This is a genomic window from Halogranum roseipondis (genome assembly GCF_059695585.1).
The window spans coordinates 2044321-2070328 of the sequence record NZ_CM185235.1; the positions used below are offsets into that span (position 1 = coordinate 2044321).

The 26008-nt window shown below is 67.6% G+C and carries 20 protein-coding genes; 13 read left to right on the forward strand and 7 right to left on the reverse strand.

What is annotated here, in order from left to right; genetic code table 11:
* Positions 1–4: 4 nt before the first annotated feature.
* The 4 genes from EOHIBHHM_RS10670 to EOHIBHHM_RS10685 all read left to right on the forward strand — a co-directional run bounded on the left by EOHIBHHM_RS10670 (position 5) and on the right by EOHIBHHM_RS10685 (position 6175).
* The gene (locus EOHIBHHM_RS10670) at positions 5–1432 is read left to right on the forward strand and encodes an oligosaccharide flippase family protein (RefSeq protein WP_497250355.1); all 1428 of its coding nucleotides are present in this window, start codon (positions 5–7) and stop codon (positions 1430–1432) included.
* Positions 1433–1472: 40 nt separating this feature from the next.
* A complete protein-coding gene (locus EOHIBHHM_RS10675; RefSeq protein ID WP_497250357.1) occupies positions 1473–2927 on the forward strand; it encodes a sulfatase-like hydrolase/transferase in 1455 nt (484 codons plus the stop codon).
* A 79-nt stretch (positions 2928–3006) separates the two neighbouring features.
* Complete coding sequence (locus EOHIBHHM_RS10680; RefSeq protein ID WP_497250359.1) at positions 3007–4287, forward strand: nucleotide sugar dehydrogenase; 1281 nt, start codon at positions 3007–3009, stop codon at positions 4285–4287.
* A gap of 76 nt (positions 4288–4363) precedes the next feature.
* On the forward strand, positions 4364–6175 hold the full coding sequence (locus EOHIBHHM_RS10685; RefSeq protein WP_497250361.1) for a class I SAM-dependent methyltransferase: 1812 nt from the start codon (positions 4364–4366) through the stop codon (positions 6173–6175).
* 19 nt (positions 6176–6194) lie between these two features.
* Here the strand turns inward: EOHIBHHM_RS10685 and EOHIBHHM_RS10690 are convergent, their stop codons facing one another.
* Entirely contained in the window at positions 6195–7403 is a 1209-nt protein-coding gene (locus EOHIBHHM_RS10690; protein ID WP_497250363.1) for a glycosyltransferase family 4 protein, read from the reverse strand.
* 86 nt (positions 7404–7489) lie between these two features.
* Positions 7490–8605: a non-hydrolyzing UDP-N-acetylglucosamine 2-epimerase gene (wecB, locus tag EOHIBHHM_RS10695; RefSeq protein ID WP_497250365.1), complete on the reverse strand. Its 1116-nt coding sequence runs from the start codon at positions 8603–8605 to the stop codon at positions 7490–7492.
* Positions 8606–8720: 115 nt separating this feature from the next.
* On the opposite strand from wecB, the gene EOHIBHHM_RS10700 reads away from it, so the two are divergent.
* Positions 8721–9872: a glycosyltransferase gene (locus tag EOHIBHHM_RS10700; protein WP_497250367.1), complete on the forward strand. Its 1152-nt coding sequence runs from the start codon at positions 8721–8723 to the stop codon at positions 9870–9872.
* Between the two features lie 69 nt (positions 9873–9941).
* Complete coding sequence (locus EOHIBHHM_RS10705; RefSeq protein ID WP_497250369.1) at positions 9942–11456, forward strand: lipopolysaccharide biosynthesis protein; 1515 nt, start codon at positions 9942–9944, stop codon at positions 11454–11456.
* Positions 11457–11475: 19 nt separating this feature from the next.
* Here EOHIBHHM_RS10705 and aglF read toward each other — a convergent pair whose 3' ends face one another.
* A complete protein-coding gene (gene aglF, locus EOHIBHHM_RS10710) occupies positions 11476–12231 on the reverse strand; it encodes a UTP--glucose-1-phosphate uridylyltransferase AglF (protein ID WP_497250371.1) in 756 nt (251 codons plus the stop codon).
* Positions 12232–12506: 275 nt separating this feature from the next.
* Between aglF and EOHIBHHM_RS10715 the strand changes: the two genes are divergently transcribed.
* From EOHIBHHM_RS10715 to EOHIBHHM_RS10725, 3 genes are all read left to right on the forward strand, one after another.
* On the forward strand, positions 12507–13640 hold the full coding sequence (locus EOHIBHHM_RS10715) for a site-2 protease family protein (protein ID WP_497250373.1): 1134 nt from the start codon (positions 12507–12509) through the stop codon (positions 13638–13640).
* Between the two features lie 76 nt (positions 13641–13716).
* Complete coding sequence (locus EOHIBHHM_RS10720; RefSeq protein WP_497250375.1) at positions 13717–14577, forward strand: substrate-binding domain-containing protein; 861 nt, start codon at positions 13717–13719, stop codon at positions 14575–14577.
* A 77-nt stretch (positions 14578–14654) separates the two neighbouring features.
* Complete coding sequence (locus EOHIBHHM_RS10725; RefSeq protein ID WP_497250377.1) at positions 14655–15338, forward strand: haloacid dehalogenase type II; 684 nt, start codon at positions 14655–14657, stop codon at positions 15336–15338.
* Between the two features lie 24 nt (positions 15339–15362).
* On the opposite strand, the gene EOHIBHHM_RS10730 is transcribed toward EOHIBHHM_RS10725, so the two are convergent.
* The 3 genes from EOHIBHHM_RS10730 to EOHIBHHM_RS10740 all read right to left on the reverse strand — a co-directional run bounded on the left by EOHIBHHM_RS10730 (position 15363) and on the right by EOHIBHHM_RS10740 (position 18512).
* Entirely contained in the window at positions 15363–16280 is a 918-nt protein-coding gene (locus EOHIBHHM_RS10730; protein WP_497250379.1) for a hypothetical protein, read from the reverse strand.
* Positions 16281–16374: 94 nt separating this feature from the next.
* Positions 16375–17667 (reverse strand): DCC1-like thiol-disulfide oxidoreductase family protein, encoded by a 1293-nt coding sequence (locus EOHIBHHM_RS10735; RefSeq protein ID WP_497250381.1) that lies wholly within the window; start codon positions 17665–17667, stop codon positions 16375–16377.
* Positions 17664–18512: a hypothetical protein gene (locus tag EOHIBHHM_RS10740; RefSeq protein ID WP_497250383.1), complete on the reverse strand. Its 849-nt coding sequence runs from the start codon at positions 18510–18512 to the stop codon at positions 17664–17666. Before EOHIBHHM_RS10740 ends, EOHIBHHM_RS10735 begins: the two co-directional genes overlap by 4 nt.
* A 450-nt stretch (positions 18513–18962) precedes the next feature.
* On the opposite strand from EOHIBHHM_RS10740, the gene EOHIBHHM_RS10745 reads away from it, so the two are divergent.
* From EOHIBHHM_RS10745 to EOHIBHHM_RS10755, 3 genes are all read left to right on the forward strand, one after another.
* Positions 18963–20207, forward strand: coding sequence for an antibiotic ABC transporter permease (locus EOHIBHHM_RS10745; RefSeq protein ID WP_497250385.1), 1245 nt, complete (start codon positions 18963–18965; stop codon positions 20205–20207).
* A gap of 1 nt (position 20208) precedes the next feature.
* Positions 20209–21183: a hypothetical protein gene (locus EOHIBHHM_RS10750; protein ID WP_497250387.1), complete on the forward strand. Its 975-nt coding sequence runs from the start codon at positions 20209–20211 to the stop codon at positions 21181–21183.
* A 115-nt stretch (positions 21184–21298) separates the two neighbouring features.
* A complete protein-coding gene (locus EOHIBHHM_RS10755) occupies positions 21299–22855 on the forward strand; it encodes a right-handed parallel beta-helix repeat-containing protein (protein WP_497250389.1) in 1557 nt (518 codons plus the stop codon).
* A gap of 32 nt (positions 22856–22887) precedes the next feature.
* On the opposite strand, the gene EOHIBHHM_RS10760 is transcribed toward EOHIBHHM_RS10755, so the two are convergent.
* A complete protein-coding gene (locus EOHIBHHM_RS10760; RefSeq protein ID WP_497250391.1) occupies positions 22888–23868 on the reverse strand; it encodes a hypothetical protein in 981 nt (326 codons plus the stop codon).
* A 313-nt stretch (positions 23869–24181) separates the two neighbouring features.
* Between EOHIBHHM_RS10760 and EOHIBHHM_RS10765 the strand changes: the two genes are divergently transcribed.
* Complete coding sequence (locus tag EOHIBHHM_RS10765; protein ID WP_497250393.1) at positions 24182–25936, forward strand: asparagine synthase-related protein; 1755 nt, start codon at positions 24182–24184, stop codon at positions 25934–25936.
* Positions 25937–26008 lie beyond the last annotated feature (72 nt).

Consider the following 26008-nt stretch of genomic DNA (forward strand, 5'->3'; position numbering starts at 1 on the left):
CGCCGTGAGCCTCGACCGCTCAAGCGTCGCGCTGTACGCCTCCCGCATCGGCATCAGCCTCGCCGGGTTTCTGAGCACCGTCTACTTCGCTCGCGAACTCGGTGCCTCGGGGCTCGGCGTCTACTTCACGTTCGAGACGGTCGTCGTCGTCCTCGGCGTGTTTACCCGAATCGGCGTCGACAACGCGGTGATCAAACGACTGAGCGGAGCCGACGGCGACCGTCAGCGCGGGGTCTACCTCGGTGGTGCGCTCCTGCTCGTCGCCGTCCCCTTCGTCGTGCTGTCGACGGGCGTGCTGCTGTTTGCGGGGCGACTGAACGCGCTCGTCGAACTGGCGGTCGCACCGCTGGTCGCACTCACGCTCGCGTTGGGGGCCGGTCGAGAGCTCCTCATCGCCGTGCTCCGCGGCGAACGCAGGATCGCGACGAGCGGTCTGCTGGAACTGCTCGGCGAACTCGTCCGGGTCGGCGCGAGCGTCGCGCTGGTGTTCGACGGCTACGGCGTCGTCGGCCTCGTCTACGGCTACGTTCTCGGGCAAGTGGCGGCCGTGCTCGTCGGGACGCCGCTGCTCCGGACGCGCCCTCGGCGGCCGAGTCGGGCGACGTTCCGGAGCCTGTTCGACTTCTCGAAGTACACCGCGGGGATGCAGGTGAGCTTTCTCGCGTACAGTTGGATGGACACGCTCCTGCTGGCCGTCTTGGTCTCGAAGTCGGCCGTCGGCGTCTACGAGGCCGCGTGGCGAGTGAGCGCGGTGACGATGCTCGCGGGCCAGGCGATCGGGACGTCGCTCGCGCCGGCCGTGAGCGACTGGATGTCGTCGGGTGCCGTCGACAGGGTCGAACACGCTGTCGCCGAGGCGCTGACGTACGCGCTGGTGCTCGTCGTCCCCGCCGTCGTCGGCGCGGCGCTCCTCGGCGAGGCGGCGATGGACGTGCTCTACCAGTTCGAGACGGGCGGGGTCGTCCTGACCGTCCTCGTCGCCGGGAAGCTGTTGCAGGCGACGAAGGACGTCGTCCAGAGCACGCTCTTGGGAACGGAGAACCAGCGCGTCGCCTTCTGGGTCAACGTGGCCACGCTCGCGGCGAACTTCGCGCTCAACCTCGTGCTCATCAGCTACTTCCAACTGCTCGGCGCGGCGGTCGCGACGGTGACGACCGCCGGAGTCGCGGCGCTCGTCCAACTGTGGTATCTCCGCCGAGTCGTCCACGTCCGCTTCGACTGGGAGGCCATCGGCTGGCAGGTCGTGGCGGCGCTCCTGATGGGCGTCGTCGTCTACGCGCTCTCTCAGCAACTGCCGCCGACGACCGCCCCGCGACTGATCGGTCTCGTCGCCGTCGGCGCGGCGGTCTACGGACTGGTCGTCCTCGGCCACGAAGGGATGCGCGAGCGGTTCCTCGGCGTACTTCCGGGCGACGTGGGCGCGAACGCTTAACCGCCCGGCGCGTGTCGAGTCGACCACCCTCTCGCCTCCGATGACCCGAAACGTCGTTCTCGTCTGTCTCGACACCGTGCGCAAGGACTACTTCGACGAGTACGCCCCGCGTCTCCGCGCACGGGCGGACGTCTCCTTCGAGCAGTGTCGAGCGGCGAGCGCGTGGAGCACCCCGAGTCACGCGAGCATGTTCACCGGACGCCTCCCTCATCGGCACGGCGTCCACACCCACGCGCTGGACTTCACGGCGCTCGACCCCGCCGACACGTTTCTCGGCGACCTCCCCGACCACCGGAGCGTCGGCGTCAGCGCCAACGTCTACGCCGGGTCGGCCTACGGCTTCGACGCGCTGTTCGACGCGTTCTGTGACGTCTCGCGCTACCACCGCTTCCCCGACGGGTTGGACCCGAGCGCGTTCGTCCGTGAACACGGCGACCAGGGCGTCCGGACGTACGTCGAACTCCTCCGGCAGATCCGCGACAGCGACAGTCCAGCGAAGAGTCTCGCCAACGTGGCGCTGTTCCGCGCGAACGACCTCGTCCGCCACGGCCCGCTCGGTGACCGGCCCGAACTGTTCGACGACGGCGCGAACGTCGTCCTCCGGGAGGCCGAAAGGCGGTTCGACGACGCCGAGGGGCCGTTCGTCGGCTTCCTCAACCTCATGGACGCCCACGAACCGCACCGGGTCGTCCGCGGGTACGACGACGCGCTCCACGACGTGCCGACGACGTGGACGACCGAGCGCTTCGACAACGGCGACGTCCTCGCCGACCCCGACGCGTACGCCGATGACCTCGCGCACTACCGGGCGCTGTACGGGGCCGCTATCGACTACCTCGACCGGAAGGTGGTGCAGTTCATCGACCGGGTACAGGCCGCCACGGAGCGCGAGACGACGTTCGTCGTCACCGCCGACCACGGCGAGAACCTCGGTACCGAGACCGACGAGCGACTGTTCGGCCACCTCGCCAGTCTCTCGGAGGGGGTGCTCCACGTCCCGCTCTGTGTCGTCAACGTGCCGGACGGCCACGAGTGTCCCGAGACGGTCGACGACTACGTCTCGCAGCTCCGTCTACGGGACCTCCTCGTCGGCCTCGCGAACGGCGAGACGCCCGACGTGACCGCCGAGCGAATCCCCGCGGAGGTCGTCGGACTGACGCCGAACAACGCCGACGTCTTCGAGCGCGACCCCGCCCACTGGGACCGGATGCTCCGCTGCGTCTACGACGAGACGGAGACGAAGACCGTCTGGGACTCCGAGGGCGGCGTCGACGTGTACGACCTCGACCGCGCGCGACCGTGCTGGCAGCGGCAGCGGGCGTCGGGCGGCGAGAGCGAGAACGGAGCCGCGACCCCCCCGAGCGTCCCCGACTGGGCACGTGCCCGCTTCGACGTCGACGTCGAGACGTACAAGCGGGAGGCGCGAGCGGACGACCACCAGCGGAACGTCGACGACGACACCCAGCGCCGTCTCGAGGATCTCGGCTACCTTTGACCCGCTGACTGGCAACCTATTTCCCCCCGGTGGCCGACGGCTGGGACATGTCCGAACCGTACTACGTCTGGAGTCACCGATGACCGTCGCCGTCGTCGGACTCGGCTACATCGGCCTGCCGACCGCGCTGTTGCTCGCACGCACCCGCGACGTCGTCGGCGTCGACGTCGACGAGGACGTCGTGACGACGCTGAACGAGGGGGGGCTCCCGTTCGAGGAACCCGGTCTCGAAACGCTGTTCGCGGAGGTCGAAGGGGACTTCGACGCGCAGACGTCGGTCCCGGCCGCGGCCGACGCCTACCTGATCGCGACGCCGACCCCGTTGGACGAGGTGACCGAGGTCGCGAACCTCCGGTACGTCGGCGCGGCCGCCGAGTCCGTCGCCGCGAAACTCGACGCCGGCGACCTCGTGGTGTTGGAGTCGACCGTCCCGCCGGGCACCTCCGAACGGCTCGTCCTGCCGGTTCTCGACCGCGACGGTCCCGCAGGCGACGTCCGCTACGCCCACTGTCCCGAGCGGGCCTCGCCGGGGGCGACGCTCGAGGAGATGGTCCACAACGACCGCCTCGTCGGCGGTGTCGATCCGGAGTCCAGGGAGCGGACGGTCGACCTCTACGAGTTCGCCGAGGGGGAGATCCACCGAACCGACCCGACGACCGCCGAGTTCGTGAAACTGATGGAGAACACCTACCGCGACGTCAACATCGCGCTGGCCAACGAGTTCGCGCTGCTCGGCGAGGAGTACGGCGTCGACACGCGCCGCGCGATCGAGTTGGCGAACGAGCATCCCCGCGTCGACGTTCACTCGCCCGGCCCCGGCGTCGGCGGCCACTGTCTCCCCATCGACCCGCAGTTCCTCACGCAGTCGACGACCGACTCGCGGCTCATCTCGGTCGCTCGCGACATCAACGAGTCGATGGCGGTCCACGCGCTCCGACACGTCCGTCGACTCGTCGACACGGTCGCTCACGCCCGAGTGACGGTGCTCGGCGTCGCCTACAAGGGAGGCGTCGACGACACGCGCGAGACGCCCGCGCTCCGACTGCTGCGACTCGCCGAGAACGAGGGGTTCGACGTCCGCGCGACGGACCCGCGGGTCGCCGACGGCGACTTCGCGTACCCGCTGGCCGACATCGACGCCGCCGTCGCCGACAGCGACTGTCTCGTCGTCGTCACCGGCCACGCGGAGTTCGCCGACCTCGACCCCGACCGACTGGCCGGACGGATGCGGCAGGCGGCCGTCGTCGACACCCGTGGAGTGCTCGACGCCGACCGGTGGCTCGACGCCGGGTTCGCGCTGAGTCGCCTCGGCGACGGCAGTCGCAGCGGTCGCCGCGAGCCGGGAGAGGGACGACGATGAGCCACGGTTCCAGGCGACTCGACCGCTTAGGACGTTCACAGTTAAGAGACAGTCGCGTCAACAGAGGAGACGACTGATGCGCGACGAGGTGCTCAAGCGGTGGGTGAAACAGCCGGAGGTCGCACCGATGCTCCAGTATCTGCGGGACGCCGAGAAGGAGTCGGCGTGGGAACTGCTCGGCGAACGCGGACGCGTGCTCGACATCGCCTCGGAGTCGAACGTGACGCAGGGACTCGACGCCGACCACGTCACGCGACTCGACTTCTCGGACGACGCCATCGAGTACGCCGAAGAGGTGCTCGGCGACGACGTCGACCGCTACGAGTGGGTCGAACCCGAGGAGCCGAAACTGCCGTTCCCGGACGACCACTTCGACGGTGCAGTCTCGATCGGCCCGTACGACTGGCGGTTTCTGGACGTCGAGACGTTGACCGACGAGGTGCGGCGGGTGACGACGAGCGACGGGCTGTACGTCTTCTCCGTCCCGACGCCGCGGTCGCCCTACTACGTCGGCGGGAAGTACCGCCTGCGCTACTACACGCCCGACGAGGGCAAGCGGATCTTCTACCCGATGTGGCGACTCGCGGACTACGACCTCATCTACCAGTACCCGTTCCGTCTCCACGCTCACGGTTCGCACGCCCCAGAGTTCGTCCAGGAGCCGATGGTCGATCTCGCGGGCGACCTCTCGGAGCGACTGGTCGAGAAGGACGACTGGGAGAACGCCTCCTACCTCGTCTTCGGCGTCCAGAAGCTCGACTACGAGTCGTATCTCGACGACGCGCTCGACTGCCTGTTCCGGCCGACCGAGGCGAACGGCTTCTGGGACGCAGACCAGAACAGACTGATCCGCGCCCTGGCGTACGACATCGACGAGTCGGGCGGACTCGGGTGGTCGCCGATTCGACGCAACGAGTGGCGATACGCGCCGTTCGCGCTCATGGGACTGTTGCAGTGGCGCGTCTCCGAACAAGGCGACGACCGATACGACGAGCAACTCCGTGCACAACTGTCGTACTTCGCCGACCAGATCGACCAGGGGCGGACGCTCGACGCGATGCCGAGCTACGGAATCGGTCCGCTGACCGTCGCGTTCAGCCTCGCTGCGGACGTGTTCGGTGGAGACGACGGAGACGACGAAGACGTCGATCATCTCTCGGTGGCGACGACGCTGTTCGAACACGCGGAGGGGCGCTTCGACTTCACCGACAGCGAGGACAGTCTCCTGCTCTACGGCTGGACCTACCTCTACGAGCGCACCGGCGAGGAGGCCGTCGGCGACGCCATCGACGCCGCGATGTACGAGATCGTCGACCAGCAGAACGCCTGGAAGACGCTGTTCTACTTCGACAACCCGACGACTCGCCGCCACCAGAACCAGATGTACACGCTCTGGGGGCTGGCGCGGGGTATCGAGGTGACGGGACGGACGGGCTATCTGGAGAACGTCGAGCAGGTGCTCGACTACACGGTCGAAGAACGGATGCGGTCGGACGGCGCGTTCGTCTGGGAGGACCCCTCGAACCGCGCGTACGCGGGTGCGGAGCTCCGCCGGCGACTCGGATCCGGCGACGGCCGACCGCCGCACTGGGAGTTCCTCTACGAGTGTCACCAGACGTTCTTCGTCAACGCTGTCGCCCACTACTACGCCGCCGGCGGCGAGAAGAACTACGATAGAGAGGTGGGCGAGGCGATGGAGTGGATCTACGCGACGAACGACCGCGGCGTGAACCTCGCCGACGCGAGCGGACTCGGCGTGCCGATGCGGTTCATGACGACCGACGGGCGGATGAACGTCGAAGACCAGCAGTTCAAGGGTGCCTACGAGGTCGGGTCGTACGTGATGGCGCTGTCGAACCTGCTGACGGGGACGGCGCGGCGTCGGTAATTCACGCGGCGAGTCGGGACTACAGCGACTCGTAGACGCCAAGCAACGACTCGCCCTCGTTCGCCCAGTTGTAGCGTTCCTCGACGGCGCGACGGGCGTTCCGCCCGAGCTCTCTCGTCCGTTCTTCGTCCGTCGCAAGTTCCACCACCGCCTCGGCGAACCCGTCGTGGTCGCCGTCGGCGACGACGTGTCCCGACTCGGTCTCGCGGACGATGCGGCCGAGCGGCCCGACGTCCGTCACGACGACGGGTTTCTCGAAGGCCATGTACTGGAACAGCTTGTGCGGGATCGTCGTCGACGTGTGGGGGTTCTCCGTGTGGAGCACGAAGGAGACGTCGCTGCCGGCGACGTAGGAGGGGACCTCCGCGAAGTCGACCCACCCGGTGAAGGTGATGTGGTCGGCGACGCCGCTCTCGGCGGCGATGCGTTCGAGCCGCCGCTGGTAGGCGTCCTCGCCGGCGGACCCGACGAGCAAGAGACGCGCGTTCGGTACCTGTTCGACCACGTCTAGCATCGCCCGGATGGCCGTCTCGATGCCGCGGTGGGGGCCGAAGCTCCCGACGTAGGAGACGACGAACTCGTCGTCGTCGACGACGTCCGACAGGTCGGCGTCGTCGAAGCGCGACAGTTCGACCGTGTTGGAGACGACGGAGACCGTCGTCGGGTCCGCGCCGCAGTCGCGCAGGTAGTGCGCGCGGGCCTCCTCGACGACCGCGACGACGTGGTCGGCCCGCTGGACGCAGTTCCGTTCCAACCGCTTCAGCCGGGGACGCGGCGTGAACGTCTTCTGGACGAGTCGTCGGGGCCGCGACATCCCCTCGCGCCACTGGTGGGCGGCCTCCGGATAGTTCTCGTGGAGGTCGGCCACGAGCGGGAGGTCGTACTCCTCGGCGACCGAGAGCCCGGTCTTCACGAGCGGGAGGTCGTGGACGTGCAACGCCTCGATACCCTCGCTCTCGACGAACGCGCGCAGCTCACGTGCCCAGATGGAGTCGTACAGCGTCGTCACGTACCGGAACGTCTTGAGCGTCCGCTGGACCGTGTTGTACGTCTCCCGGCGGTGGATGCGACGCACCTCGATGTCCTCGAACCGCTCCGTCGCCGGTTGGTCCGGCTTGCCGAGACAGAGCAGCGACACCTCGTGGCCCGCCGCGGCGAGCGTCCGCGCCTCCTTCTCGATGCGGATGTCGTGCGGGAAGAAGCCCCGGAGCACCATCCCGATGCGCATTCAGCGTCGCCTCCGTCCGTCGGTCGCGGTCGTGTGCGTCTCCATTCGAGTGGTTCGACGGCCGCCCGGCAGCGACATAAACGCACTCACTGCACTCGCCGTCCACCCAGTTCGGCGGCGAGGTGGTCGACGATCCGTTCGCCGGCGTCGCCGTCGCCGTACAGCGTCGACGCACCGGTCATCTGCCGACGTTCGGACTCACAGACGGCGCGGAGCCGACCGTCGAGGGCGGCCGGTTCGACGAGTTCGTTCACTCCCGCGTCCACCGTCTCCGGGCGTTCGGTGTTCGGCCGGACGGTCAGACAGGGGATCTCGAGGATGGAAGCTTCCTCCTGGACGCCGCCGGAGTCGGTGACGACGACGCGGGCCGACGAGAGCAGCGCGAGGAAGTCGAGGTAGTCCAGCGGGTCGACGACGCGGAGCGATCCCGAGAGGTCGAAGCCGATCTCGTCGAGGGCGTTCCGGAGTCGCGGATGTGCCGGGAGGACGACCGGCCGGTCGGCGGCGTCGAGCGTCTCGACGACGGTTTGCAGTCGCGTCTCGTCGTCGGTGTTCCGCGGCCGGTGGATCGTCGAGAGGACGTACTCCTCGGCGTCGAGCCCGAACCGGTCGAGCACGTCGGACTGGTCGACGGCGAGCTCGCGGTGACGGAGACAGGCGTCGACGACGGTGTTGCCGGTCTCGACGACGCCGTCGTCGATCCCCTCGGCGGCGAGGTTGTCGACGGCCGTCGTCGTCGGCGCGAACAGCCAGTCGCTCACCCGGTCGGCGACGACGCGGTTGACCTCCTCGGGCATCTCGCGGTCGAAACTCCGGATGCCAGCCTCGACGTGGCCGAACCGGGCGTCGTGTTTGCTCGTCGCCACCGCCGCCGCGAGCACCGTGTTCGTGTCTCCCTGGGCGAGGACGGCGTCGGGGTCGTCAGACCGGAGCACGTCGCCGAGTGCCGCCAGCGCGTCGGCCGTCTGCCGACTGTGGTCGCCGCTTCCGACGTCGAGGAATCGGTCGGGCGTCGGCAGCGACAGCGTCTCGAAGAACGTCCCGCTGAGTTCGTCGTCGTAGTGCTGTCCGGTGTGGACGAGCGAGAACTCCAGTCGGTCGGTCCGCTGGAGTGCTCGGACGACGGGTGCCAGTTTGATGATCTCGGGACGGGTGCCGACGACGACGACGACGTCGGTGGCGTCGTCCGCTGGTTCGGTCATCGTCCACTGGTTTGGTGGTGATTGGAATGTATGTTTGGGTAGAAAGTTGTTCGGAGAGGACGATTGTATCAACAGGACTTATCCCGATACGCGAAATACAACCACTCAGAGAAACGTGTCCGCGAACCAGGCCCCGCTCGACGTCCTCTTTCTGCCCTACTACGACGACAACCCCTACCAGCGAGAGCTCAGGGAGGCGCTCGAAGACCGGGGCGTGGCCGTCCGGACGGGAGACCACGAGGCACCGCTCCCGATCCTGCAGTCGGTGCTCAGCGACCAGCCCGACGTGCTGCATCTCCACTGGGCGCACTCGCTTTTCGTCATGCACAACAAGCTCGTCACGCTGGTGCTCGGTCTCCGGCTACTGTTCGAACTCGCCGTCTGTCGACTGCTCGGGGTTCCGATCGTCTGGACCGTTCACAACACGCTCGACCACGAACGGCGACATCCGCGCATCGAGTTGACGGTCAGACGGCTGATCGTGCGGTGCTGCGACGGACTCCTCGTGCACGGCGAGAACGCCCGCGAGGAGGTCGTCGACACCTACGACGTCCCCGTGACCGACGTCTCGCAGGTCGCCGTCGTCCCGCACGGCAACTACATCGGCAGTTACCCCGACGACGTCTCCCGCGAGGAGGCACGCGAGGCGCTCTCGCTCCCACCCGACGCGACCGTCTACCTGCACTTCGGCAACGTCCGCCCGTACAAGGGGGTTCGGCGACTGGTCGAGACGTTCGACGAGTTGGACGACCCCGACTCCCGGCTGGTCGTGGCGGGTCGTCCGCCCACGGACCCGAAACGTCGAGCGCGACTGCTCGCGGCCTGTGAGCGAACCGACCGCGTCCACGCCGACTTCGGCTTCGTCCCCGACGACGACGTGCAGCACTACTTCGCCGCCAGTGACGCCGTCGTCCTCCCGTTCGAGCGGGTGCTCACCTCCGGGAGCGCCGTCCTCGCGATGTCGTTCGGGCGTCCCGTCGTCGCCCCGCGGATGGGGTGTCTCCCCGACACGCTCTCGTCGGCCAACGACCTGCTCTACGACCCCGACGACCCCGACGGTCTCCGTCGCGAGATGCGGCGCGTCCGCGAGGAGGAGCTCTCGTCGGTCGGTGCGAGAAACCGGACGCGGGCGGTCAGAAACGACTGGGACACCGTCGCCGCCCGAACGCTCGCAGTGTACCGTGCCGCCGAGCAGGGTGCCGACGACCTCGCCGTCGCCGCTGACCGCGCGACGACCGACGTCGAGACGGTCGTCGGGAAGGTCTGAGGGCGACGTGCGTGACCGACCGCTGTCGTTATGCGACGTTGCCCACGACGTTGCGACCGTGAGGGGACGATGCGCGACCGACTGAGACGCCTGATCGCGACGCTGATCCCCGGCGGGGGCGTCGGTGAACAGACCGTCAAGAGCGGCATCTGGGCTTCCCTCGCCAACGGACTCGGGCGCGGACTCCAGTTTCTCAAGCTCGGCGCGTTGACCTGGTTGCTCACGCAAGCGGAGTTCGGACTCGTCGGGTTCGCCCTCCTGACGCTCGCGGCGCTCCGCCGCGTGTCCAAACTCGGCATCGAGGAGGCGCTCATCGAACACCGGGAGGACGACGTCGACGCCTACCTCGACACCGCCTGGACGCTCCGGACGCTCCGCGGACTGGGTATCGGTCTCGTCGCGGTGTTCGCCGCGCCGTTCGTCGCAGCCTTCTTCGGCAACCCACGGGCGGAACCGCTCATCCAGGCGATGGCGGTGCTCCCCCTGCTGAAGGGGCTCGAGAACCCCGGCGTCGTCTACTTCCGCAAGAACCTCGCGTTCCACCGCGAGTTCGTCTACAAGGTCGGCAAGGCGGCGACCATCGCCGTCGTCACCGTCGTCGCTGCGGTGGTCCTCCGCAGCGCGTGGGCGTTCGTCGTCGGCGACGTCGCCGGTGCGCTCGTCGCGCTCGCCGTCTCCTACCGTATCCACGACTACCGACCGCGCCCCTCGTTCGACTTCGGACAGGCGCGCGAACTGTTCGGCTACGGCAAGTGGATCACCGCCTCCGGCGTCCTCGTCTACCTCATCAACGAGGGCGACGACGCGTTCGTCGGCTGGTTCCTCGGGGCGGGCGCGCTCGGCGTCTACCAGTTCTCCTACCGGTTCTCGAACGCACCGGCGACCGAGATCACCCACGTCGTCTCGAGCGTGGCTTTCCCCGCATACTCGAAACTGCAGGACGACGTCGACCGCCTCCGGAGCGCGTTCTATCGGGCGCTCACGCTGACGACCGTGCTGTCGTTTCCGACCGCCGTCGGCATCGTCGTCGTCGCGCCGACGTTCACCGCGACGTTCCTACCGCCAGAGTGGGCGGAGGCGGCGCTCGTGATGCAGGTGCTGGCGCTGTGGGGGCTGTTGCGGTCGCTCGGTGCGACGACCGGACCGCTGTTTCAGGCGGTCGGCCGCCCGGACTACGCGACGAAGATCCAGTTCGGAAAACTGCTTCTCATCGCCGCACTGATCTACCCGGCGACGGAGGCGTACGGCATCGCCGGGACGGCGGCGGTTGTCGTCGTCAACTCGGCGCTGTTCTCCGAACCGGTCGCCTCGTACGTCGCGGTTCGGACCGTCGACGGCAGTTTCACTCGGTTCTTCCGGGTCGTCGGCTTCCCGGCGCTCGCGAGCGCGGCGATGGGAGTCGGCGTCTACGGCCTCCGCGAGTCGTTCGGGCTCGACGCGGGGCTGTTCGCCTCTGCTGCGCTCGTGCTGACGGGTGTCGTGCTCTACGTCGCCGCCGTCGGCCTGCTCGAACTCGTCTTCGACTACGAGGCACCGACGGTGCTGCGGTCGGTCGTCGACACGGCCGGGCGGAGCGAGGGGTAGCGGGGGCCGGCGCTTCGAGTCAGTCCTCGACCGACTCCGCCTGCGGCGTCGGCGTCGACGTCCGCTCGTCGGCGAGTCGCCGTTCGGCCTCGTCGCGGTTCTCGGGGTAGCCGACGTCGATACGCCACCCGTCTAGCGGGATCGCCACGATGGAGCGACCGCTCCGGAGCAGGAGGTCGATCGCGTCGGGCAGTTCGTACTCGCCGCGGTCCGACGGTTGCACGAGGTGACACGCGTGGAAGATGGCGGGCGAGAAGGTGTAGAACCCCGTCATCACGAGGTTCGACGGCGGGTCGTCGGGTTTCTCCAGCACCTCGACGATCTCGTCGTCGCCGTTGGTGACGCAGACGCCGTACCGGGAGGCCTCCTCGTAGGGGACCTCCTCGACGAGGAACGCCGCGTCGACGTCCTCCTCCTTCTGCGACTGGACGACGGCGTCGAGGTTCGACCGGAAGACGTTGTCGCCGAGCATCAGCATGAAGTCGCCGTCGACGTGCGTCTCGGCGGTCAGGAGCGCGTGAGCGAGCCCCAACTGCTCGCGCTGGTACGTGTAGGTGATGGGGATCCCCCGGTACTCGTCGCCGTAGCGTTCGATGATCTGTTCGGCCCGGTAGCCGACGACGACGATCAACTCCTCGGCGCCCAGCGATCGGAGCTCCTCGAAGCAGTGGGTGAGGAGCGGTTCGCCGTCGACGGCGACAAGCGCCTTGGGTCTGTCCGCCGTGAGCGGACGGAGACGCGTTCCCTTCCCGGCGGCGAGGACGACTGCTTGCATGACAGCCCACACAACGGGCGAGAGCGGTATTGTTACACGGCTCGTAACGTGTGTAGAACCATCCGCGCTCTGCGGTCGAGAGCAGGTAGTCGTCGACTACCCGTCTCGCGTACCGACGCCGCACTCGACGAGAAGACGGAGACGGCGACGACTTCGGAGACGGGTTTTGAGCGGAAACGTGCTCTCGGCGCTCGTCTCCGCCGGTCGTCGCACTCGGCGTTCGTTCGGCTGCCAACCGGCGAACGTGTCAATGCCGTTGCCGACGTAGAGTCGGTATGCGGAGTTACACGGTCGCTCGAATCTGGGGGATCCCCATCAGGGTCAACGTCTCGCTCCTCGTCTTCCTCCCGATACTGGCGTGGCTCATCGGCAGCGGTCAGCAGATCGCCCTCTACGCCGGTGTCATCAACCAGTTCGCCCCCGCGCCGCTGGACGTCGCCGTGCTCCGCGCCGGCACCACGCCCTGGGTCGTCGGCGTCGCCGCCGCGCTCGGCCTATTCGTCGGCGTCCTGCTGCACGAACTCGGCCACTCGTGGGTCGCTCGGCGGTACGGACTCGAGATCGAGTCGATCACGCTCTGGGTGTTCGGCGGCCTCGCGCGGTTCTCCGCCATCCCCCGCGAGTGGGACCGCGAGTTCTGGATCGCCGTCGCCGGCCCGGTGACGAGCGTCCTCGTCGGACTCTGCTGTGCCGCCGTCGTCCAGCTCGTGCCGAGTCGGTTCCCCGTCGTCGTCTTCGTCTTCGGCTGGCTCGCCGTCGTCAACGTGACGCTCGCGGCGTTCAACCTCCTGCCGGCGTTCCCGATGGACGGCGGCCGCGTCCTCCGTGCGCTGCTCGCCCGCTCGCGTCCCTACGGCATCGCGACCCGGATCGCCGCCCGCATCGGCGTCGCCTTCGCGCTCCTGTTCGCCGTCGTCGGCGTCGTCGGCTTCAACCCGATCCTCATCCTCGTCGCGCTGTTCGTCTACGGCGCGGCCAAGAGCGAGGCGAGAGCGAGTCTCGTCGACGACCTGCTGACGGGGTTGACCGTCGCCGACGTGATGGACGCCTCGACGGAGACGCTCTCGGCCGACGACCCGGTATCGGCGTTCGTCGCACTGATGCTGCACCGCCGTCGGACGGCGTTCCCGGTCGTCGACGGCGAGTCCGTGGTCGGAGTCGTCCGACTCTCGGACCTCCGGGGTCTCCCGCGAGAGCGTCACGAGGCGGTCGCCGTCGGCGACGTGATGGGGCCGCCGCCGCTTCGCGTCGAGGCGACCGCGGACGCCTTCGACACGCTCGCCGAACTCGGCCAGCAGGGGGCCGACTACGCGTTGGTCGAAGAGGGCGACCGGATCGTCGGCACCGTCTCACAGGAGTCGTTCCTCGCGGCCATCGAGATTCGACGGGGACTGTCGGGGACGACCTGATCGACGCTCGCCTCGTCCGACGTAACCATCACCAGTTACGAAACAGCTATGTCGAAATCTGAGAGAGTTGCGTCACATGACGTCGAACCGCCGACGGTTCCTCCGCCGCGTCGCCGCCGGCGGACTCACCGTCGGGACGCTCGGAACGGTCGGTCTGCAGGGCGTCGAGTACGTCACCGGCGGCCCGCGCGAGTCGCGGACGACTCCTGCACGGGCGCTCGTCGCGGGCAGTCTGCTCGTCCTCGCCGACGACGTCGCCGGCGCGGACGTCGAGGCCCACGGCAGTCTGACCGCGCGGAACCTCGTCGTCGACGACGCACGCGACCCCGACGTGCTCGCGCTGGCCGATCCGGACCTCTTTACGGGGATCACGGCCGAGACGACGCTCTTTGCGACCAACGCGCTCGTCCTCGCCTACGACCCCGAATCGCCGCACGCTGACGCGATCGCGGACGACTGGGCGGCCGGACTCGGTCGCGAGGACGTTCGAGTGGGGCAGACCGACCCGAAGGCCGACCCGCTGGGCTACCGGACGGTGCTCGCGATGCGTCTCGCCGACGACCGCGGACTCGCCGCTGCGGACCTCCTCGACGACGCGCTCGTCTTCCCGGAGACGGCGCTCATGCGGACGCTCGAGGCGGGGAAGATCGACGCCGCGTTCGTCTACGAGAACATGGCCGTCGAACACGACCTCCCGTTCGTCGACCTCCCCGCCGCCATCGACTTCTCCGACCCCACGCGGGCCGACACGTACGCGACGGTCAGTCTCGACCTCCCCGAGCGGACGGTCCGCGGCGCGCCGATTCGCTACGGGGTGACCGCCCTGACCGACGCCGGAACTGCGTGGGCCGACTCGCTGGCCACCGACCGCGACCGCCTCCGCGACCACGGGTTCTCCGTCCCCGACGACTACCCCGTCGTCCGGTCGGTGGAGTGACCGAGGAGGCGGATGGCGACCGGACGACACGACCGCCACACGATTAATGCGCCGGCGCTCCGACCTCCACCTGAGAGATGTCGTTCATCCCCGAAGACGTCACGACGGTCACGTTCGACTCCTACAGCACGCTCGTCGACGTCGACGCCGCAGAGCAGGCGCTGGCCGAGCGCGTCGACGACCCCGAACCCGTCTCGAAGCTGTGGCGGGCACGCTCGCTGGAGTACACGTTCGTCGGCAACCACATCGACGTCTACGAGCCGTTCTACGAGGTGAACCGCGACGCACTCCAGTACGCGCTGGACGTCCACGACGTCGACGTCAGCGAGGAGGAGCGCGACGAGATCCTCGCCGTCTACCACGAACTCGACGTCTTCGACGACGTCCGCGACGGCATCGAACGCCTCCGCGACGGCGGGTACGACTGCTACGTCGTCTCGAACGGCAACCCCGAGATGCTCGAGTCGATGGTCGACCACGCCGACATCGGCGACCTACTGGAGGATACGATCAGCGCCGACGAGGTGGAGACGTTCAAACCCGACGCCGAACTGTACCGTCACGCCGCCGCCCGAACCGGCACGCCGATCGACGAGATCGCCCACGTCACGGCCGGTTGGTTCGACGTGATGGGTGCCCAGCACGCCGGGATGCAGGGCGTCTGGGTCGACCGGAAGGGGACGCCGTACGAACCGTTCGACGGCGACCCCGACCTGACCATCGAGACGTTCTACGAGTTGGCCGACGAACTCGGCGTGTAGCCGCGGTCGGTCGCGACGCGCTCGCTATCCGGAACGCAGCGGCGTCCCGTCGACTGCGAAGTTCCCCTCCAGTCGTGCCTTCGTGTCGAAGCCAGCGAAGAAGGCGTCGCCGTAACCCCGGAACACGTTGTCGCGGACGGACACCGACTTCGACTCGTGGAGGTTGACCCCTCGCTGGACGTCGTCGTGGTCGTGCCACACCTTCCGGGGCGTCGCGCCGTGGAAGTAGCAGTCGGCGACGGTCAGCCCGTGGGCACCCCGCCCGTAGAGTTCGACCGGGTAGTCCTCGCGCCGACCGTTCCCTTCGATGTAGGCGTCCTTGACGGAGACGGCCGGCGACCGGACGTCGATACCGTGGCCGTGATTCAGTTGGGCGGACCCCCCGAGCATCGACGTCTTGTAGCCGTCGAGCCGGAAGCCGACGCCCTTGTTGGCGATGGCCTGACAGCCGAAGAACTGCGTCGCGTGTGGGCCGGCGTCCGTCTCCAAGCGGAAGCCGTCGCCGCCGCAGTTCCACGCCTGGACGTTGAACAGACTCGTCCCGTAGCAGTTGTGGTCGGCGGCGGCGACGGCGACGCCGTCACCCGCAGCGGTCACGTAGACGTTCGAGACGGAGGTGTACGGCGCACACCGGATACGGATACCGGGCGACCCCCCTACCACGGAGAGGTTCTGTATCGTGGGTGCTCGTTTATAGGTCCGCGCACCGTGACCCGAGACGTCGACGATCGGCCCCTTTTCGACGTCCTCGTGGCCGATCTGGCTGACGCCGGGTCCACAGCCCTCGATGGCGAACGGGCGGTCCTCGTCGAAGACCAGCGGGTACGAGTCGACGTCCGGTTCGTAACCGTTGAGAACGCCGATGTGGGTGGCACCGCCGTCGTACGTCGCCTGGATGGAGTCGCCCTCGTCGATGATGGCGTCGTAGCCGAAGTAGCGCATCGGTCGAGAGTACGCGGTCGACGGTCATCAACGACCGGGCCGACCGAAGCGTCAGTCGTCGCCGTTGTCAAGTCCCGCTCGGACCGCCCCGACCTCACAGTTCGGTGTCGAGGTCGACACTACAGACGAAGTGTCTGCTCCGGTTGGCGGCGACGTACTTGTAGACGCGTTCGCCGACGACGGCGACCGGCCGCGTCCCCATCAGCCAGACGATCGGAGCGAAGACGGCGAGCTGCCGGAGCAGTTCGCGGAACGCCCAGTAGCCGCGATACGGCGTTCCGTCGGCGTCGAAGACGTACATGGCGCTGCTGTAGTCGACGTCCGGTCGGTCCTGGTACCGCGCAGGGAGGTCGGACTGCGAGTAGAACGTCATCGTGTCGTTCACGTCGAGAAGCTCGAACGGGTACAGACTCCGGGCGCAGAAGTAACAGCGTTCGTCGAACACGACGTCGACCGCCCGGTCGCTCGCGAGGTAGCGGTACGCCGCGTCCCACGCGAGAAACAGCATGAAGAAGACGACGGCGTCGCCGAAGAAGATGCCGAGCAGGACGATCGAGGAGAGTTTGAACCCGGTGAGACCGACGAAGAACGGCGTCACCGAGCGCTTCGAGAGGATGGCGACGAGGAGCCCTCCTTCGAGGACGAGCGTGCTCACCGCGAAGAAGAAGATCAGAAGCGGGTAGTTCACGACCTCGTGCGTGAACGGGAACAGCTGGTCGCGGGTCGTGTGGAAGATGGTGACGATGCGCGAGAGGTTGTACGGCATGAGCCACTCGGGTTGGAACTTCTGGAGGTTCGGAAACAGCTTGTCGAAGGCCGACCCGAAGTAGATAACCCCGAGCACGAGGAGGCTGTACTTCAGCGGGTCCGCACGGAAGCGCCGCGGGCGCGACTCCTTGAGTCGGGAGACGACCGACTCGACGGACTGCCGTCCCGTCCGGCGGACGCCGTCGACGGAGAGTTCGTCCTGCGGGGCGAACAGCGCGAAGAACACGAGGAAGTACACCGGGATGAAGACGGCCGAGCCACCGCCGAACCCGTTCATCGCGAACCGGAGCAGGCCGAGGTGGCCGAGGAGCAACGCGGAGAGGGCGGCCGTCGCTCTGATGCGGTAGCCGACCGCGAAGAGGCAGACGCTGACGACGAGCAGATACTTCTCGACGACGAGCAGCTGCGGGAACGCGTACGGGACCAGAAACTCGTACTCCTCGAGTGCGACGAAGGGCACCTGCAGGTACACCTCCCAGTCGATCCAGATCGTCTTCCAGATCACGTAGAACGCGACGACGACGCGCGCCATCGCGAGGTTGACCGGCGAGTCACGGACCGGACTCGCGACGTAGTTGACGTACACCGACCCGAGCGAGCGCAGGCGGTCGCGGTTCACGAGAGCGCACCTCCGGGGACGACGGCAGGCGACCGGACGGCGGTCGTCTCCAGCGGGTCCGCAACGTCGTCCGTCTTCGTCACGTCTGCAACGTCGTCCATCTTCGTCACGTCTGCAACGTCGTCCGTCTTCGTCACGTCTGCAACGTCGTCCGTCTCCATCGAGTCCACAGCGTCGTCGACGCTGGCGATCTCGACGGTCGTCCCACGGTCCTCGTAGTACTCGTAGACGAGCGTCTCGGTGTAGGCGGTCACCTCGGTGCCGTCCTCGGCGAGCGTCATGTCGACTCGGTACAGCCGCAGTCCGGTGAACTCCGCGTAGTCCGCGACCGTCTCGCGGGTCCACGTGTCGGCCATCGCGTGCCGCGGGAAGTAGAGGAACCGCGTCGGCGAGGGGTTCGTCACCCGTTCGCGGTGGACGGCCGCCCGGTCCAACAGCCACTGGGCCGTCTCGGCGTTCTGGGCGGGCGTGAACTCGTTTTGCATCTTCAGCCGGACGTAGGAGGGGGCGACGCTCCCCGTGTTGAGCGTCGCTTCGTCGTCGTAGGTGAGCTCTGCGCCGTCGACGTCGACGACGCGGAAGACGTACTCCGTCTTCTCGGTCCCGCGGACCTCCGAGAACTTGTGCCACTTGATGACCGGCGCGGGCGTGACGGGGGCGAACAGGTTGACGACGACGAGCAGCGCGAAGAAGCCGGCGAGGTAGCTGTTACGGACCGTCCGGTCGTCGCTCAGCGCGATGGCGACCAGTGCGACGAGGAAGAAGCCGACGACGAACGCGGGGACGACGAGGTCGAAGAAGGGTCGCAGCTGGGTGACGAGCCAGGAGAGCGACGCGGAGACCATCACGTCACCCCCTCCGTCGCTGGCGGGTCCCGTAGCGGCGTCTGGCGGGTCCCGTAGCGGCGTCGAGTGACCGGTCACGCGACGGGACCGGTCCGGTACTGCTCGCGAGGCGGTACGTTCGGCTGAGTGTCATACGACTGTTCGTCGACCGTCGACGACATAGTTATCACACCGTTTCCGGTTCGGCGGGCGCAGTTAGTCGCGCCATACTCGTGGCGTTCCGACCGTCTGTCGGAACGCCGTGGCTGTGAACGCCACGCCGAAGCGAATCACGTCGACTGCTCCGTCCGCCCCCGGCCTCGGACGCGACGGTCGGAGTTGCCGCCGCAGACGACACCGACGGACAGTGATCGAGGAGCCGGCACACACTGCATAACAAAGAGTCTCTCCGCAGTGCTGACACCACGGACGTGCTGCCGAGCGGTCGCTCGCGGTACGGAACCACAGGCCATGATACGATTCCCTTCGATCGACGTCCGGACGCGCTCGCGAGCGTTTCGGACGCGAGACGGTACGACGCCCGAATCGCCACACCGAACCGACGAACTGTCGGTCGGGCTCCTGACCGACGTGCTCGCGTACGCCCGGGACCGTGACTACACGGGGTACGACTACTTCGACGGGATGAGCAGTCGGCTCCTCCGAGTGCTCCCGGTGGAGAACCAGTGGCTCAACCTCGCGGTCCAGGAGGGGATCAAACGCGCCCCGGTGAACGTCAGACCGCTGTTCCTCGTCGAGCGACGGCGGAGCTTCAAGGGGACTGCGCTGTTCGCGATGGCGAACCTGACCGCCTACGAGCACACCGACGACGAACTCTACCTCGCGGAGGCGACGTACCTCGCCGACTGGCTCCTCGACAACCGGAGTCCGGGGTACAGCGGGTTCTGTGGGGGACACCGCCACGCCATGCAGCAGTTGGACGAACTGCGACCGGCCGAGACGCCGAACGTCATCCCCACCTCCTACGCCGTGCGAGCGTTGCTCCGACTGGCCGCCCACGACGACCGATACGCCGACATCGCACGCACGGCGGTCGACTTCCTCCTCGAGGACCTCAAGTACACGGAACTGGACGGCGGCGCACGAATCGTCTACCAACCCCACTACACGGGAGCCTTCTACACGCTGAACGGCGGGGCCATCGGTGCGCGGATGCTGCTGGACCTCTACGACTACTTCGGCGACGAATCGTACCGCGAGCGGGCCGCCGCGCTGCTGGACTATCTCGCGACGAAACAGACCGACCTGGGCGGGTGGCCGTACCGCGACCCGCCGTCGGCGTCGCATCTGTCGATGGACAACCACCACAACGGGTTCATCGTCGAGTCGTATCTCCACTACCACGAGGTGACCGGCGAGCAGCGATACGAGGAGACGCTGTCGAAGGCGTTGTCGTTCTATCGTGACGTCCTCTTCGACCCGAACGGCGCGCCGAACTGGGACGAGTCGCACTCGTACCCGCGTGACGTTCACGCCGTGGCGCAGGGCGTCCTCGTCTTCACGAAAGCCGGTGACACCGACTTCGCGCGGCGCATCCTCGACTGGGCGCTCGCGAACCTCTACGCCGGCGAGGGACAGTTCTACTACCAGCGACGCCGGTTCTACACGAAGCGGTTCACCCTGATGCGGTGGTGTCAGGCGTGGATGGCGTACGCCGTCGCGGAGTATCTGGCCGCGACGACGGGGGACGAGTGAGATGGACCGTTCGATACTGCTCACGAATCTGAAGCGCCACTGGAACGACCGCTCGTGGTGGCGCGAGATCGGCGTCCCGTACGCCGTCCGGACGGCCGTCGTCCAGCCGTACTTCCGGTATCTCCGCCGCGGGGAAGGTGTCGCCGTCGTCGACGAGGAGTGGGACAACCTGCTCGTGCTCGACGCGTGTCGCTACGACATGTTCCGCGAGCACAACACCGTCGAGGGCGAGTTGAGCGCTCGTCTCTCCCGCGGGTCGAACACCGAGGAGTTCCTCCGGCGGAACTTCGGCGAGGGGCGGTTCGACGACGTCGTCTACGTCACGGCGAACCCGCAGGTGAACGTCCGCCTCGACGCCCCCTTCCACGCCGTCGTCTCCGTCTGGAAGGACGCCTGGGACGACGACCTCAACACCGTCCTCCCGGAGGCGATGGTCGAGGCGACGCTGGAGGCCGCCGAACGCTACCCCGACAAGCGCATCGTCAGCCACTTCGTCCAGCCGCACTACCCGTTCGTGGGCGAGCTCGGACGGACGCTGTTCGAGGACCAGGCGGGCATCGAACTCTCGCGTCGGCTGGCGACCGGCGACACCGCGGCGAGCGACCACCTCAACGTGTGGGACCTGCTCCAGCGCGGGAAGGTCAGCGAGCGAGACGTGTGGAACGCTTACTGCGAGAACCTCCAGGTCGCCCTCCCGCACGTCCAGCGGCTCGTCGACGAACTGTCCGGACGGACCGTCGTCACCTCCGACCACGGGAACCTCGTCGGCGAGTACCCTTCCCCGTGTCCCGTCCCGCTGAAGATGTACGGCCACCCGCCGGGAGTGTACGCCGAGAGCCTCGTGAAAGTCCCCTGGCTCGTCGTCGACGGCGAGACGCGTCGAACCGTGGTCGCAGAGGCGACTCCGACGCGGGGAGACGACGACTCCGACGGCGAGGCGATCGACCGACTCCGCGATCTCGGTTATCTCGATTAACGGGAGCTGAATTGGCGTAGTCCGTCTTCGTGGATATTCCTTCTCCGTGGCAAAAACAGGCCACACAGCCGTTATTGGCTCCATAACGAAACTCGCACGTAGAGAATCTGCAGCTGTGAGTGGAGTCGACCGTCGCCAGTATCTCGGACTCGTCGCCGCCGTGGCGACGGTCAGTGCTCTCGCTGGCTGTTCGGAGATCGTCCGCGAGCGACCGGAGACCGAGACTCCCACGCACGTCCCCGGACCTGAACCCGGCCCCGTTACGACGAGACCCGGACCGGCCCCCGACCGGTCGGAGCGCACCGTCCGGTACGGCGTCGAGTTCGACCGCGTCCTCGACGCCGTCGCCGACCTCGGGATGGACCCCACGGGGAAGAGACCGATCGACGACGCCTTCGCGTCGTTTCTCGTCCGTCGACGGACGCTGCTCGAGTTCCCACCGGGCGTCTATCGGTTCGACGAGAACCACGCCGTCGAGTCGGTCGACAACCTCGGGATACTGGGTCGCGGTCGCACACGGGGTGACGTGGTGTTCAGAACGCCCTCGCGGGAGGGTCGGCAGTTCGTCAACGTCAGAGGCGGCGGCGTCGGATTCCTCCTCGAGAACGTCACCTTCGATCACGGTCCGGGAGACGGGTCGATCGGCAACGTGCTCCGCCTCGACGACAGACTCCGCGTGCAGAACGTCGAACACGTCGGCTTCAACCCCATCGTCCAGCACGGGGCGCTGGACAACCTCAGCCCGCAGATCCTCACGGTGGGTGGGCTCGGCGTCGTCGACAGCTACGTGCGGACGGGACCGACGCACATCGTCTCACACGGTGCGCTCGACGGGACCGCCAACGCGGGCTGTCTCTGGCTCGGCGAGGACCACGTCGGGACGCTTCGCATCCGAAACTGCCACTTCGCGAACACCGGGACGAACGCCGTCTACTGTTCGCGCGCTCCGGGACGCGTCGAGGTCGTCGACTGTCGCTTCGAGAACAACAACCAGGCGTCGCTGCGAATCGGTGGGAAGGGGACGCTCGTCCGCGGCTGTACGTTCCGCCTCGACACCAACGACGCACACCCGGAGAACGTCGGCGAGTACATCAACCCCAACGCGATCATCTGGGAGACGGGCAACAGAGGACAGCGTGGCGGCGTCATCGAGAGCTGTTCGTTCGTCTACGACTCCGCACCGTTCAGGACCAACGCGGCGATCTGGGCCGACGGCTCTGCAGGGTCGTTCACGGTGCGAAACTGCCGTTTCAGCATCGACGTCCCCGGCGTGAGAGCGATCCGCGTCGACGACCCGCGACGTCCCCGTCTCGGGAAGACGGCGGCGAAACCGTGGGGAGTGACGCTGACGAACATCGTCGTCGAGGGGCAGACAACGAGACTCGTCCCGACGATCGAGATCAGCGGTCGACCCAACTCCACGCTCGACGGCTGCTGTCTCTCGGTGTCGGACGCGACGCACGTCGTCAGGCTCGTCGAGTCTCCGGGGAGTTCGCTCCGGAACGTCAACGTCTCCGAGACGGACACGTGGCTGACGACCCAACAGGGAGAGTGGTTGCTCGCACAGCAAGGGGAGTTCGTCGTCAGCAACGTCTCCTACGAACGGCGCTGTCGAGCGGACGCGACCCGGAGGCTGCCGCCGAACACGCCGGTTCCGTCCCGACGCGGTTGACTCAGACGTAGTCGAGGCCGACGAGGGACACCTCAGAGGTAACCGAGGCTCTCGAGGCGGTCCCGAACCAGTTCGTCGTCGGGTTCTGAGTCGTCGCGCCGTGGCACCGACCCGTCGGAGGTCGTCGACGCGACCGGGTCTGCGGTCACGGGGGTGCGGTTCGACGGGGGAGCGGTCGACTCGCCGTGTCTGATCTCCTTCCGCGGGCCGTTCTCGAACACCAGCCACGGCACCGTCGTCAGCTGTTCGGTGTAGGTGCCCGGCGGGTGGCCGTACTCGACGCTGGGGATCGGCCGGGAGCGCTCGCCGATCATCTGACCGTGGTCCGCCGAGACGACAGTCCTGCCGGGGAGTGCACGCATCAGCTCCTCGACGTGCGGGAGGGCGACGTCGAGGTTCTCGCAGAACGCTCGTCGGAGCAGGTCGTCGGAGAACCCGAACCCGTCGTCGAAGGCGGCGTCCCACTCGAAGGCGAGGTCGTCGAGGTCGAAGTTCGCCACTCCGGTCTCGCCGACGAACGGGTAGTGCGGCTGGAGGAAGTGGACGAGCAGCCGCTTGTCGGGGTGGCGTTCGGCCGCGTCGAGTGCGAAGCGGACCATAGTCTCGGGCATGACGGTCCGGTAGCTGTCGTGCCACCCGCCCTCCTTCCAGACGTCCACGACCTCGTGGAACCGTGCGTTCAGCGCGTCCCTGTTTCGGTAGTACATCGGGCTGGCGGTCACGTACACCGTATCGCGCAGGTCGCGGTCGGCGACGTTCGCCTGCAGGAACTCGCTCGTGTGCGACCCCCGTGAGACGCGCGACTCGAGTCGGCCCGGGAGCGCGTGCTGGTCGCGGAACATGTCGTAGCGACAGGCGTCGAGGAGCAGCAGGTTGTCCCACTCCTCGGCGAAGACGTCGACTCCGCTAGGGTTGAACCGGCTGTTCCCGCGGGTGTGGTACAGTCGGTTCACCTCGCGAAAGAGGAGATTCGGCGTCTCGACCGCCCGCTTCAGCTGTGAGAGCGTGTACATGTGTCGGTACGTCGACTTGGCCGGACGAGCGCATTGTTATAACACGGTTAACGCGACGGCAACGGCCGCGAACCGGGATGTCACGGGGTCGACGTCGCCGGCAGCCGGCCAGGGTCGGCCCCGTCGACGTCGCCGACGGTCACGGTCGGAGCACGCCAGCGTCGCACGGCTGACACCGCCGACGGTGCGCGGCTGACCCCCTCGACGCCGAAACGGCGTCCACTTCGGTCACGTAGCGGACGTATAACCAATACCGCTCCGGACGAAGCGTCTCTCCAGCACACACGAGCCTCGTGTCGTGACCGCTCTAGCAATGACAGGACTCATCGGTGGTACACTCTCGGAATCGACGTTGACAGACCTCCTCGCGAGCGCACCGACGAGCGGCGACCCCGAGACGGTCACGCTCTCTCGCGGCGACGTCGCGCTCGGTCTCTCACATCTCGGAACGAGAGACCCGCGCGGCTGGGCACACTGGGACGGTGACGGGGTGACCGGCGTGCTCTACGGCGCCGTCTCCAACCTCGACGACCTCGGCTTCTCTCTCGGCGGACTGTTCCGCAGCGTCTTCGAGAACCCGACCGACGTCCTCCCCCACGTCGACGGCCCGTTCGTCGTCGCCTGTACCGACGGCGACCGCGTCGTCGTCGCCACCGACAAACTCGGGACACGTTCCTGTTACTACACGCTCGCCGACGGGTTCGTCTTCGGGTCGAACCTCGACGCGGTCGCGTCGACGGTCGACAACCCGACGGTGAACGAGCGGGCGGTCGGCGACCTGCTGATGATCGGTCACGTCTGGGGCGACAAGACGCTCCTCGAGGAGGTTTCGTTTCTCGACTCGGGGGCGGTGCTGGAGTACGTCGACGGCGAGGTCGAGAAGACGCGCTACTGGACGTTCGAGTTCGACACGCGGGCGCGGTCGTCGTTCATGCCGAACCTCGTCGACGCCTACCGGACCTGCATCCGCGACTCCGCGGCGACGATGGACGGCTCGGTCGGTCTGTGGCTCTCCGGCGGGCTCGACAGTCGCGCGATGGCCGGCGAACTGAGCCAGCACGTCGACCTCCTGACCTACACGTACGACGCCAACCCCGCCGGCGGCGGCAACGTCGAACTGGCCCGTGAGGTGGCCGCCCGCCTCGGACTGGAACACGAGGAGGTCGAACTCACCCCGGGCCCGTTCGTCGACAACTTTGCGGACGCCGTGACGCTGACTGACGGGATGCTCGGCTGGCAGACGTTCTTGAACCTCACCGCCGTCTTCAACATCGCCGACCCGACCGACATCCTGCTGGAGGCGTGTGGCCAGGGCGGGATGATGGGCGACGGTCTCAGCCGCGCCGCAATCGAACTGAGCGACTCTCCGGAGGACGCACTCTACCGTGCGAAACACCAGACGTCGAAGGAACTCGTGAATCGCATCCTTTCGGGCGACGTCGACCTCGACCGGACCTACCGCGAGGAGGTCGCAAAGAGCCAGCAGTCGGGGTACGTCGAGACGGTGATGGACTGCTACTACCGCAACTACTTCCCGCGGGGCGACTTCGCCAGCAACAAACTCGTCCGGAGTCGCGCGGGGACCCGCGTCCCGTTCGCTCACGGGGAGTTTCTTCGGGCGGTGACGAAGATGCCGCTCGACCAGCGGGTCGGCTGGGTGCCGGCGACGAAGGGGAAGATCCCGTTCGGCACCGCCGAGGCGAAACTCGAACTCACCCGCCAGCTGGGGTACGGGTTAGAGTCGATCCCCTACGAACGGACCAGAGTCGCCCCCGAGCGACCGCTCTGGCTCCACGCCGCCGGCTTCGTCGTCGGGACGTCGATTCAGCGCGTTCGCGGGAAGACGGCCTACGGTGGCCGACGGCTGCAGAGTCAGTGGTCGATCCGCGACGAGCGACTCGCGGCGACGTTGACGGGGCTCATGGACGACGCGGCCGACCGCGAGTTCTTCGACGGCGACCGGCTCCGCCAACTCTCCGAGGAGCACTTCAGCGGCGACGTCGACCACATCGGCGCGGTGTCGGGGATCACGACGGTCGAGCAGTGGCTGCAGTCGCACTACGACTGAACGACCATCGGTCGACGAACTCGCTCGTTTTCGCTCTCAAGCACTCGAGGTATACAGTGTTAGACGCGATAC